The organism is Stenotrophomonas sp. Iso1, assembly GCF_027497995.1.
Taxonomy (GTDB): Bacteria; Pseudomonadota; Gammaproteobacteria; order Xanthomonadales; family Xanthomonadaceae; genus Stenotrophomonas.
The window spans coordinates 481260-493707 of record NZ_JAODBT010000001.1 but is presented as its reverse complement, the minus strand read 5'-3'; the positions used below and the strand labels follow the sequence as shown (position 1 = coordinate 493707).

Sequence of the window (12448 nt, the reverse complement as noted above, 5' to 3'; positions counted from 1 at the left end):
GATGTCGGAAGGGTGAGTGGAAAGTCAGATCGGCCGCGCGGCACTGCTTTCGCGGATACGCAGCTGTACCGGTGCGACGGTGCGCATCGGTGGTGCATCGGGGTTGTCCAGCCGCTGCAGCAGCAGTGCTGCCGCCTGACGGCCACGCTCACGCGGATCGGCGGTCAGCGTGGTCAGCGGTGGCACGGCGACGGCGGCTTCGGAGATGTCATCAAAACCGGTGACGGCAAAGTCACCGCCGGGACGAATGCCGCGCGACGTCAGGCCCAGCATCAGGCCGAGTGCCACCGTGTCGTTGTAGCAAACCGCCGCGCTCGGGCGTTGTTCACTGCTGAACAACTCACCCGTGCGTGCAGCGGCTTCCAGCCGATTGGGAGCTGATTCAATCACCCATTCCGGACGCACCGGCAGGCCGGCCTCATTCAGTGCCTGCTGGTAACCGGTGCGGCGCTGGTGGCATGAACTGGACACCGCATGCCCACCGAAGAAAGCGATATCACGATGTCCACGTTCGATCAGATGGCGCGTGGCCATATAGGCGCCGTGTTGATTGTCGAGGGTGAGGAAATCCCACTCGGCACCGACCAGTTCACGGTTGAACAGCAGCACGTTGGCATGGGCACCCAGCACCTGCGTCAGCGCCTGCGTGTCGCTGCCTTCGGCCGGCGAAAGAATGAAACCGGTGGGCGTGTGTTCCATCAGGGTCGACAACACCGCCTGCTGCCGCTCCGGGGATTCGCCGGTGCTGCCGAGCAGGGTCACATAGCCTTTGCCGCCCAGTGCCTCGTCCACACCCGATGCAAATTCGGCGAAGAACGGGTTGGAGAGATCATTGATGACCAACGCGATCGATGACGATGTGCGTCTGCGCAGATTGGCCGCAGTACGGTTGTACACATAACGCTGGCGCCGCAACTCGGCTTCAACCTTGGCCCGTGTGTCGACATTGACCAAGGGGCTGCCACGCAATACCAGCGACACGGTCGCCCGCGACACACCCACCGCCTGCGCGATATCGGTGACGGTGACGGCCCGGTTGGCAGCCTTGCGTACGCCCTTGCCGGCGCCTGGAGATTTCTCGTTCATTGCTTCCGCTGGTCTGTCTGGTTGCGCCAAGCCTAATGGATCGCCGGGGCGCCCATCGGCGCCCAGCGTTGTGGCAGCAGGCTTGTTGCGCTTGGCACTCACTTCAGTTCGCTACCCGGGGTGGCGCAATACGACACCGGCAGGTCTGCCACAGCAGTGCCCCAGCCCTGCTCCGGCGCCTGCGCACCCAGTGCAAAGCGCACCGTGCCGCCCAGGCGCAGCTGTTCCCAATCCAGCCATACCTTCTGCTGCGACTTGCCGTTGAACTGCACACCCTGGATGTACTGCAGGCTGCGGCCATCGGCGCCGGGCGCCTGCAACTCCAAGGTGCGGCCATTGCCCAGCTGGATCTGCGCATTGCTGAAGCGCGGTGCATGCAGCAGCAATTCGCCGCTGCCCGGCACGGCGGGGTACAGGCCCAGCGCACTGAACAGGTACCAGGCCGACATCGTGCCCAGGTCGTCATTGCCGGTGACGCCGTTGGGCGCGTTGGTGAACAGTTGCTGCGCGGCACGCACCACGGTGGCGGTCTTCCACGGTTGGCCGATCAGCGTGTACATCCACGGGGAATGCAGGTCCGGTTCGTTGTTCGGGTTGTAGCGGTACTGGTTGTAGTAGCTGTACGGGCCAACTACCCACTCTTTGCGCGCAGCCGTAAGCGGCGCCTCCAGCAGTGCGTCGTAAGCGAAGAAGGCGTCCAGTCGGGCGGCCGCCTGCTCGCGGCCATGCATCGCAGTCACCAGCCCTGGCATGTCCTGCTGTGCCAGCCACTGGTACTGCCAACCGGTACCTTCGTGGAAACCATGCTGCGAACGCGGGCTGTAATGGCCATCGGCCGGCGTGTACCACTGGCCGCCTTCGGCACGCGGGCGCGGGAAGCCACTGAAGCCGGTTTCGGCATCGCGCACATCCGCATCCCACACCTTGTGCCAGTTGCCGCCGCGCTCGCGCAATGCCTTGGCGTCGTCGGCATGGCCAAGGCCATCTGCCATTTGCGCCAATGCACAATCGGCCAGTGCATATTCGAGTGTGGCCGAGCCGCCGTGATGCGGATCGACATCCATGCCCTTGGACGGGAATGCACGGTCATATGCTACGTAGCCGTTGGCCAGATAGCTGGCGTTGCCGGAACGGCCCGCAAAACGCGAGTTCATCGGCGGCATCGAGAACGCATTGCGACGCAGCGCAGTCCACGCATCGGCCTCACGTCCTGTCAGCGCACCAAAGCGCCACAAGTCCACCAGGAACGGTGTCACCGGATCGCCGGTCATGATGTTGGTTTCAAAATTCGCATAGCCCCAGCGCGGCAACCAACCACCCTGTTCGTTGATGGCCAACAGACTGCGGCCGATATCGCGCGCCACCTCTGGGCGAGTCATCGCCAGCCATTGGTTCTGCGTGCGGTAGGTGTCCCACAGCGAGAAGTACTCGTAGTAGGTCCAACCATCGGCGCGATGGATAGCATCGTCATAGCCGCGGTACCGACCATCAGCATCGCTGCCGGTCATCGGTTGCAGCAGCGCGTGATACAGCGCGGTGTACAGCACGGTGCGGTCGTCGGCCGTGCCGCCCTGCACACGCACGGCATCCAGTTCCTTGCGCCAAGCCTGCTGCGCCAGCGTGCGCATGCGGTCAAAGCTCAACAGCGTGTCGCCCTGCATGCCATCGACGCGCAGGTTGTTGCGTGCGCCTTCTGCATCCACATGCGAGATCGCGCTGGTGGCGGTTACCGCACGGCCATCGGCCAGATCAAAACTCAGCCACGCACCGTTGGGCTTGAGTTCGCCTTCCATGCTGTGGCGCGCATTGGGCAGGCCACCGCCCTCGCCCCAGGTGCCAAAGGCCTTGAACGGACGGTCGAACTCAATGCGGAACCACGTGGTGTACTGATGACCACCGCAGAAACTCTTGGTCACCAGCTTGCCTTCCACCGCACGGTCGCCGACCACATCAACGACGCTGCCGATCACCGAATGCCGCTCATTGGCCTGGCTCACGTTGATCAGCACATGGCCCTGGCCGCTGCCGGCGCTGAAGGTGTAACGCTCGCTCGCAGCACGGGTGCGCGCGGTGGTTTCCACGTCGATGCCGCCGTAGTTGGTCAGGCGCACCTTGTAGTAGCCGGCCTGCCCGACTTCACCGTCATGGCTGTAGGCCGAAGCGTAGTTTTTGTGATCGAAGCGCTTGGCATCCTTGGTATCGAAATCGCCACCCGGGCCAATGCTGCCGGTGACCGGCAACACCGACACCTGACCGCCCTGCTCCCAGCACCCGGCGCCGGAAATGAAGGAATGCCCGAAGCCACGGATTTTTTCATCGTCATAACGCCAGCCGGCGTAATGGCTGCCGATGGGGCTGACCTGGATCAAACCGAACGGCGCCGAGGCACCCGGGTAGGTGTTGCCGTCGTCCTTGCTGCCGATGAAGGTGTTGACCTCGCGCTCCAACGCAGCCGGTGCTGCCTGCAGCAGCGGCGCGAACGACAGCGCCAGCAGACAGGCCAGGCCCGTCAACGGGTGGCGCAGAGGGTGAAGCAACGTGGCGGACGGCATGCGGCTCATGAACTGGATCCTGTGGGTCGATGTCGGTACGGCGAGAGGGTGGCCCGGCCGAAGCCGGGCCGCTGATGCCCGGCCCATCCGGTGAGGGATGGGGGAGAGAGTGCCGGGATCAGGAAACTGGCTGGCGTTCGGCTAGGGAAAACCGACGTCCAAAGGAGCGACAGGCAAGGTAACGATCGGGGAGGAACCTGAGCATGGTCACGAACACCTTGGTGAGAGGGGAGCCTGGTCGGAGCGATGGCGGCGCGCGGTTGCGGCCCCCTTTCCATTGCCCCAGATCCCGCGCCCCGCGAATTTAGATCGATCCAAGTAAAGCATGACAATTTCCGCGCATGCATTCTGCGGCGCAGCATCAGGCGGCAAAAAGGCGCCTGCAGGCGCAACCTCCGCGCCATGCAACCGTCGGAGGAGCGCCCTCTGCTGCGCGGGGGCTGGTGGCTGCCCGACGGCACTCCGGCCTGGCCGATGCTTCGCCAGACGCCCGGTACCACCGGCCCCGCCCCTCTGCGCCCCAAACCCCCGCTTCCATATTGCGTAGCAACATGCGTCGGCCCCCGGCCTGTGCTAAAAAATCCGCGCCAATCGTTTAGATCGATCCAAATCGAATGACCACGATTGCCGGAAATCAGGAAGATGCGGGGGCTTGGCCACCCATGGCTCGAACGCCATGCACCGGGCACCCTGCGCTCACACAGAAGTCGGCTTCAATAATTAGATCGATTCAAGTTTCCGCATCAGCCATGTATTCAATCCAGGAGAGGGGAATGAAACACAACGCACGCACACACGGCCGCGACACCTTGTCAGCCGCCATCGCCATCGCGCTGTCAGCCGCTTTACTGCCGGCCAGTGTTTTCGCACAACAAACCACCACCGCAACGCCGTCACCCAGCGCCACCACGCTGGATAGCGTCAATGTCACCGGCTACCGCTACGCCATCGAAAAAAGCCTTGAGCAGAAGCGCGACGCCAATGCCGTGGTCGAAGTGATCACCGCCGAAGACGTGGGCAAGTTCCCCGACAAGAACGTCGCCGATGCACTGCAGCGCGTGCCGGGCGTGATCGTCACCCGCGACGGCGGCGAAGGTAAAAACGTCAGCGTGCGCGGCCTGTCCTCGGAGCTGACCCTGACCGAGTTGAACGGCAACTACGTGGCCACCGCCGAATCCAACGGCGACCCGACCCGTTCGTTCAACTACACCCTGCTGCCGGCGAACATGCTGGGCAGCGCCGAACTGTTCAAGTCGCCGGAAGCGCGCATCGACGAAGGCGGCATCGGCGGCACGGTAATCCTGCACACGCGCCGCCCGCTGGACATGGAATCCAACACCGGCTTCGTCTCCGTCGAAGGCACCTGGGCCGACACCACCAAGAAGACCGACGGCCAGCTCTCGGCCTCATATTCGTGGCATGACAAGGACGACCGCTTCGGCGTGTTCGTCGGTTATACCAACCAGAAGCGCACCACCCGCACCATGGGCGCCAGCACCGAAGGCTGGTCCTGGTATGGCCGTGACGAAGGTGGCACCGCGGTTGACGTCAACGGCAACCCCTCCGACTTCAACTCCAACTGGTGGGGCGGTACCGGCTTCTACGACCAGAACGGCAAGTACTACACCGGCTTCATGATGCCGACCTCGGTGAATCTCGACGTCAAGGACGAGGAACGCGAGCGCAAGGGCGGCCAGATCACCCTGCAGTTCAAGCCGGTGGACAACCTCACCCTGACCGCGAACTACTTCCGCTTCGACCTGTCGCAGAACTCCCAGACCCACACCATCAAGGTGCCGGAATGGAACATCGCCCGCTATTGGGGTGACGGCAACTGGGCCGGCGGGCGCCTGCTCGACGGGCTGACCATGGACCCGAGTGGCACCATCGTCACCGGCGCCAACTACAGCAAGCACCCAGGCAAGACCTACTACTGCAGCGAAGACCAAGCTGCCGCCGGCGGCATGGCGCCGGGCGGTTGGGGTTCTGACGACTGCACCGTGCCGACCCCGCAGATCACCGGCAGCTACAACCTCGAAGAGGCACTGTCGCAGACCGTCGATTTCTCCGCCGAATGGATCGGTGAATCGGTCGACATCGCCTTCAAGGGCGGGCGCACCTGGGCCGAGGGTGGCCCGTCGCTGCAGTTCTCGGTGCCGCTCAAGCCGCGCAGCCAGAATGCGGACGGCAGTTGGAACCTGGGCAACCTGGCCAGCTCCTGGAGCCTGACCGGCACGCCGTCGATGGCGTTCTCGCCGGAACTGATGCAGAACCTGAAGAACGGCATCCTGCAGGTTGACCTCGGCTCCACCGGCTCGTCATGGACCCGTAACACCAACCAGCAGAAGTTCGCCCAGATCGATACCACCTGGCACAACGATTCCGGCTTCCTGGAATCGCTGCAGTTCGGCGTCAAGTACCGTGACGGTGGCATCCACCGCAGCACCGGCAACAGCTACTGGGCCTGCCCTGGCACCGACCCGAGCGACTACGGCAACCGCTACTGGAACGGCCGCTGCAACGACATCGCCCAGCAGTTCTCGCCGGACTTCGTGTACGGCATGGGCAACCTCGCCGGCGGCATCAATGCAAGCGCGTTCCCGGCCATCAACTACCCGGCCTACATCGCCCATCTGAACAAGACCTACGGGCCGATGCAGACCCGCAACGAGGACAACTTCGTCTACAACGTGGACGAAAAGATCTACTCCACCTACCTGCAGGCCAACTTCCGCACCGAGCGCCTGCGCGGCAACGTCGGCGTGCGCGTGGTCAGCACCCGCCAACACGCTGATTCCACCGACAAGGTGACCTCGTACAACGACTACTTCTACGATGACGCCAACGGCAACCCGCTGGCCTGCCAGGCCGGCGCCACGGTACCCGGTGGCGCACCCGCCGATACCTATTGCGGCACCGAAGGGTACTGGCGGCTCTCGGACGACCAGCAGCGCGAAGAGTCGTTCGCGGTCAGCGGCCTGGACCGCAACTACACCGACGTACTGCCCAGCTTCAACCTGGCCTACGACCTGACCGAGAACCTGCTGCTGCGCGCAGCCGCCTCCAAGGTGATCTCACGCCCGAGCTACAGCAACATCGCAGCACCGGGCAGCCTGGAATACTTCAGCCCCGAATACGTCAACGACCGCCGCCTCACCGGTGGTGCCAGCGAGCAGGGCTGGTACGGCTCGGGCAGCAACAAGAATCTGGAAGCCTACAAAGCCACCCAATACGACATCGGCGTGGAGTGGTACTTCCAGCCTGGCTCGGTGCTGGGCCTGGGCCTGTTCCGCAAGGACGTCAGCAACTTCTCGGTACCGGTGGTGCAGGACGTGACGCAGAACGTCGGCGGCCAGAGCGTGGTCGTGCAGAACTACTCCACCACCGCCGGTGGTCGTGATGCGGTGTCGCAGGGTGTGGAGTTCTACGCGCAGCACACGTTGGATTTCGGCCTGGGCTTCCAGGCGAACTACACCTGGAACGACACCAACGAAGCCGCAATCACCCTGGAAGACGGTACGGCGATCGGCAAGTCACCGCTGGTCGGCAGCGCCGAGAACCAGGCCAACTTCACCGTGTTCTATGAAGTGGAAAAACTGCTGCTGCGTGCCTCCTGGAACCGTCGCGGCGAAGTGGTGCAGGGCCTGGTCAGCGGCCTGAACCTCTACCAGGAGCCCTACCAGCAGATCGACCTGAACGCTGCCTACAACATCACCCCGGCACTGAGCTTGACTGCCTCGGTGTTGAACCTGACCAAGGAAGAGACGCGCACGCATCTTGGCAACGACACCAAGGCCCGTTTCTACTCCAACGGTTACGCGGGCCGTGTGATGTACTTCGGAGTGAACTGGAAGTTCTAAGACCGTTGTAACCGTGCCCAACGCACGACGGTGATGAACAGCCGCGCTGGCAACAGCGCGGCTTTTTTCTTGAGGCTGGACGGAGACTGCTTTCCCTTCTCCCGCCTGCAGGAGAACAAAGGGCCTGCCCCCGCGAAGGCGGCGGTGCCCGAAGCGGATGAAGGCGCTGTTGCTGGTTGCTTTGGGCTTTGGGCTTTGGGCTTTGGGCTTTGGGCTGCGGGCTGCGGGCTGCAGCTGCAGCTGCAGCTGACAGCCGCATTTGATCATCCCTTCTCCCGCTTGCGGGGAAGGTGCCCGAAGGGCGGATGGGGGTGCTGTTGCTGTTGCTGTTGCTGTTGCTGTTGCTGTGTTGCTACTGCTCTTCAACCAAAGCCAAAGCTGCCCTCACCCCAACCCCTCTCCCGCAAGCGGGAGAGGGGCTTCAAACAAAGCTCCAAGCAAAGCCTCGAAAAGCCTCACGTCAAAGCCGTCATCACCGCTTTCCGATACGCCGCCCGCTCCCGCAACCGCGCATACCACGCTGCCAGATGCGGCAAGTCCGGGCGCTGGATCGGCATTTCAAACCACGCATAGGCAAACGCGCCCAGCGGGATGTCGCCCATCGCGAACGCTTCACCCGACAACCAAGGCTGCCCTTCCAGCTCAGCATCGGCCAGTACCAGCAGCTCGCCACAACGCTGCAGGGCCGCGGCAATGCGCACCTCGTCGCGGTCGGCCGGTGCGGTACGCAACGTGCCCCAGAACAGATCACGGAACGGTACCGCAAACGTGGACGTGGTCCAGTCCATCCACTTCTCGCTCTGCGCGCGTTGCACCACGTCTTCTGGATACAGCCTGCCCAGCGCATAACGCGCGCTCAGGTAGCGCACGATCGTATTGGACTCCCACAGCGGCAGACCGTGATCCTCGATCACCGGCACCAGCCCATTGGGGTTCATTGCGCGGTACTCCGGCGTCTGCGTGCCGCCAAATGCACCGCCCACTTCAATCGACTCATACGGCAGCCCAATCTCTTCCGCGCACCACAGCACCTTGCGCACATTGCTGGAATTGTGGCGCCCCCAGATCTTCAGCATCAGCCCCGCTCCTCAATCATCATCTGCATCCAGTCTACTAGCGCTCGCTGCGCGTACCCTTGCGCGGCAGCGCGCGCACCGACTGCACCTTGCCTACTTTCTTCAATTCGAACAGGCCGGTCGCGACAATCAGATCACTCAACTTTCGATACCCGTAGTTGCGCGAGTCAAACGACGCCCGGTTGGCAATCTGGTTGCCCACCGCACTGAGCATCGCCCAGCCCTGTTCATCGGCTGCCGCTTCCACCGCACCACGCAGCAGGTTGACCAGACGCGCATCGCCGCGCAGGTCGCTGCCCGGGCGTGGCTTGATCGGCTCCGCTGCAGGCACTGCCACCGCGCTTTCCGCGCCAGCCGGTGCCGATTGCGTGGGAATTGCCAACGCCGGCTCCCCAGTTACCTCCTGTGGATCGGACTCTGTGTTCCCCAGCGCTTCCAGATAAATGAACTTGGAGCAGGCATTGACGAAGGCCAACGGCGTTTTCTGCTCGCCAAATCCATACACCTTCACGCCGTCGGTCAGCAGCCGCATCACCAGCGGCGTGAAATCCGCATCACTGGAGACAATGGCAAAAGCGTCCAGATTCCGTGCATACAACAGGTCCATTCCATCCACCACCATCGCCATGTCCGAAGCGTTTTTCCCTTTGGAATACGCGAATTGCTGGATAGGCCGGATCGCGAACTCGTGCAGCACGCTTTCCCATCCTTTCAAACGTGGATTCTTCCAATCGCCGTAAGCACGGCGCACGTTGGCCACGCCATAGCCGGCCACTTCAACCAGGATCTCGTCGATCTTCGATGCCGGGGCGTTGTCGGCATCAATCAACAGTGCGATTCGTTTCTCGGGTTCAGACACGTTGCGCTCCATGACAAAAGGCTAAGTACCAGTATCGCCAACTCGTGTTCACGCCATGTCACATGCAATCATCCTCGGCGCCCGTTGTTGCCAATGGCCGGCTTGCCGGCCCCCAAGGAGACTCCATGCCACACGATCCAGTTCCCCACCTGGTTATCGTCGGCGGCGGTTTTGCCGGCCTATGGGCCACCCGCGCCCTCGCCAGTGCCCCGTTGCGCATCACGCTGATCGACCGTCGCAACCACCATCTGTTCCAGCCGCTGCTTTACCAGGTTGCCACCGCCGGCCTGTCTTCGCCGGACATCGCCGCGCCTCTGCGCCATATCCTCCGCAAGCAAGACAATGTTGATGTGCGGCTGGGCGAAGTGGTCGCCGTCGACAAGCAGCAACGTCGCGTGCTGTTGGGCGATGCCACCGCCGTGGACTACGACCTGCTGATGGTCGCCAGCGGCGCCACTCACGCCTACTTCGGTCATGACGAATGGGCCAAGGACGCCCCCGGCCTGAAGACTCTGGACGACGCCCTGCTCCTGCGCCGCAAGCTGCTGCTGGCCTTCGAACGCGCCGAAGCCGAATCCGACCCGGACAAGAAAGCCGCCTGGCTCAGCTTCGCCGTGGTCGGCGGCGGCCCAACCGGGGTGGAATTGGCCGGTACCCTGGCCGAGATCGCCCGCCACACATTGAAGAACGAGTTTCACCACATCGATCCGGCCTCGGCCAAGGTGCGCCTGGTGGAAGCCGGCCCGCGCGTGCTGTCCTCGTTCCCGGAAGCGCTTTCGCTCAAGGCACGCCAACAACTGGAGAAACTGGGCGTGGAAGTGCTCACCGGCACAGCGGTGAACAACATCGACGCGCAGGGCTTCCAACTGGGCGATACCTTCGTGCCCGCGCGCACCGTGGTCTGGGCCGCAGGTGTTGCCGCCTCGCCGCTGGGGAGCACGCTGGATGTGCCATTGGATCGCGCCGGCCGCGTACAGGTGCTGCCCGACCTCACCGTCCCCGGCCATCCGGAGATCTTCGTCGCCGGCGACCTGGCCTCACTGATGCAGGAGGACGGCCGCCCGGTTCCCGGCGTGGCACCGGCCGCCAAGCAGATGGGCAGCCACATCGCTGACAGCATCCGTGCCCGTCTGCAGGACAAACCCGCACCACCACCGTTCCGCTACCGCGACCAAGGCAATCTGGCCACCATCGGTCGCATGGCCGCGATCGTGCATGTCGGCAAGCTGCAGCTGTCCGGCCTGCTGGCCTGGTGGTTCTGGCTGGCCGCGCACGTGTTCTTCCTGATCGGCTTCCGCAACCGGCTGGTGGTGCTGCTGAACTGGGGCGTGGCGTACTGGAGCTACCAGCGTAGCGCTCGCATCATCCTCGGCAGCCCCTACGATTCACGTCGGCCGGTAGCACCCGAATCAACGCAGTGACGCCAGCGCAGTAACCGCAATGCCGTCGGTGGCTCAGTTGTCGCCGGCGGCAAACTGCTCGAACACCTGTTTGCCAGTCATCGTCGGCGTGTCGTTGGCCAGTGTGTAGAACGGCGGCTTTTCATCAATGAAGATCTGGCTGGCCAGTTCGAACGCGTGATCCTGGAACAAGCCCGCAGGAACAAAGTACTCACCGTCCGGCATGAGGCGGTAGTACAGATGCGTGCCGCATTCGCCGCAGAACCCCCGCTCGGCCCACTCCGACGAGCGGTACGTCTTGGGCGTACCACCGTTGAACTGCACCTTGTCATCGCAATGCACCGCGAATAGCGGGCCACCCGACCAACGCCGGCACATGCTGCAGTGGCAAAGCCCAATCTCGGAATGCTCACCGGCAACCACTTCAATCGCACCACACAGGCAACTACCTTTCATCGTCGGCTCCACGTCGCAGGTGTCGCGAAATTTACACCCCGCCGTAAAGCGGCGCCAAATTCCACTGGAGTTCTACAGGCATTGCCCCAGCCGAATACACCTCAGCACTACCGGCCGCGGCCCAACGCCGCACATACAAAAAGGCCCGGGTTTCCCCGGGCCTTTGCCTAACACCAATGCCGCGCCTTCATCAGGCAGCGAACAGCGCCTTCATCTTCTTCAGCGCGTTGGCTTCAATCTGACGGATACGCTCGGCCGACACACCGTACTCATCAGCCAGCTCCTGCAGCGTCACCTTGCTGTCGGCGTCCAACCAACGGCGGGCGATGATGTCGCGCGAACGCTGGTCCAGCTTGGCCAGCCCTTCGCGCAGCAGCTGCATCTGGTTGTCCTGGCTGTCCTCGCGCTCATAGGCCTGCGACGGATCTTCATCGCGTGCGACCAGGTAAGCCGCCGGCGACGGCGGTGCGTGATCGTCATCATCGTCAGACGATGCATCAAAACCAATATCGCGACCGGACAAGCGCGACTCCATCTCCATCACTTCACGCTCGGAGACGTTCAGGTCCTTGGCGACCGCACTGACCTCAGCCGCGTTCATCCAACCCAGACGGGTCTTGGACTTGCGCAGGTTGAAGAACAGCTTGCGCTGCGCCTTGGTCGTAGCAACCTTGACGATGCGCCAGTTCTTGAGGATGAACTCATGCATCTCGGCGCGGATCCAATGCACCGCGAAGGACACCAGACGTACGCCCATTTCCGGGTCGAAGCGCTTCACTGCCTTCATCAGGCCAATGTTGCCCTCCTGAATCAGGTCACCCAGCTGCAGACCGTAGCCGTTGTAACCGCGGGCCACATGCACGACGAAGCGCAGGTGCGAATGCACCAGTTCACGGGCGGCGTCCAGATCCAGGTCATCGCGGAATCGGCGTGCCAGCTCCTGCTCCTCATCGACCGACAACACCGGGATCTGGTGCACGGCACCGATATAGGCATCCAGCGAGCCAAGCGCACTGGGAATCGGGAGATTGTTTGCCACAAGGGCAGTAGAGGTGTTCAGGTTCATAGGATCTCATCTTAGCAGTCCGGGCTATTGGACTGACCAGTACAGAAAAAGTTCCAGTGTTCTGTTTTTGTCGAAAAACTCACCCAACAACAT

General features: G+C 62.9%; 8 protein-coding genes. 2 read left to right on the top strand and 6 right to left on the bottom strand.

The window, feature by feature from the left end; translation table 11 throughout:
• Nucleotides 1–24 precede the first annotated feature (24 nt).
• Together PAN08_RS01945 and PAN08_RS01940 are read right to left on the bottom strand one after the other, a co-directional pair.
• Nucleotides 25–1086, bottom strand: a complete 1062-nt coding sequence (locus PAN08_RS01945; RefSeq protein ID WP_269789872.1) for a LacI family DNA-binding transcriptional regulator — start codon at nt 1084–1086, stop codon at nt 25–27.
• A 98-nt stretch (nt 1087–1184) separates the two neighbouring features.
• On the bottom strand, nt 1185–3638 hold the full coding sequence (locus PAN08_RS01940; protein ID WP_269791140.1) for a GH92 family glycosyl hydrolase: 2454 nt from the start codon (nt 3636–3638) through the stop codon (nt 1185–1187).
• 773 nt (nt 3639–4411) lie between these two features.
• Between PAN08_RS01940 and PAN08_RS01935 the strand changes: the two genes are divergently transcribed.
• A complete protein-coding gene (locus PAN08_RS01935) occupies nt 4412–7498 on the top strand; it encodes a TonB-dependent receptor (RefSeq protein ID WP_269789871.1) in 3087 nt (1028 codons plus the stop codon).
• A gap of 455 nt (nt 7499–7953) precedes the next feature.
• On the opposite strand, the gene PAN08_RS01930 is transcribed toward PAN08_RS01935, so the two are convergent.
• Both PAN08_RS01930 and PAN08_RS01925 read right to left on the bottom strand, forming a co-directional pair.
• The gene (locus PAN08_RS01930; protein WP_269789870.1) at nt 7954–8574 is read right to left on the bottom strand and encodes a glutathione S-transferase; all 621 of its coding nucleotides are present in this window, start codon (nt 8572–8574) and stop codon (nt 7954–7956) included.
• Nucleotides 8575–8611: 37 nt separating this feature from the next.
• Nucleotides 8612–9433, bottom strand: a complete 822-nt coding sequence (locus PAN08_RS01925; protein ID WP_269789869.1) for an NYN domain-containing protein — start codon at nt 9431–9433, stop codon at nt 8612–8614.
• Between the two features lie 125 nt (nt 9434–9558).
• Here PAN08_RS01925 and PAN08_RS01920 point away from each other — a divergent pair, with 125 nt between their 5' ends.
• Entirely contained in the window at nt 9559–10854 is a 1296-nt protein-coding gene (locus tag PAN08_RS01920) for an NAD(P)/FAD-dependent oxidoreductase (protein WP_269789868.1), read from the top strand.
• Nucleotides 10855–10887: 33 nt separating this feature from the next.
• Here the strand turns inward: PAN08_RS01920 and PAN08_RS01915 are convergent, their stop codons facing one another.
• Together PAN08_RS01915 and rpoH are read right to left on the bottom strand one after the other, a co-directional pair.
• Nucleotides 10888–11289: a GFA family protein gene (locus tag PAN08_RS01915; protein WP_269789867.1), complete on the bottom strand. Its 402-nt coding sequence runs from the start codon at nt 11287–11289 to the stop codon at nt 10888–10890.
• Nucleotides 11290–11479: 190 nt separating this feature from the next.
• Nucleotides 11480–12355: an RNA polymerase sigma factor RpoH gene (gene rpoH, locus PAN08_RS01910; protein WP_269789866.1), complete on the bottom strand. Its 876-nt coding sequence runs from the start codon at nt 12353–12355 to the stop codon at nt 11480–11482.
• Between the last annotated feature and the right edge of the window lie 93 nt (nt 12356–12448).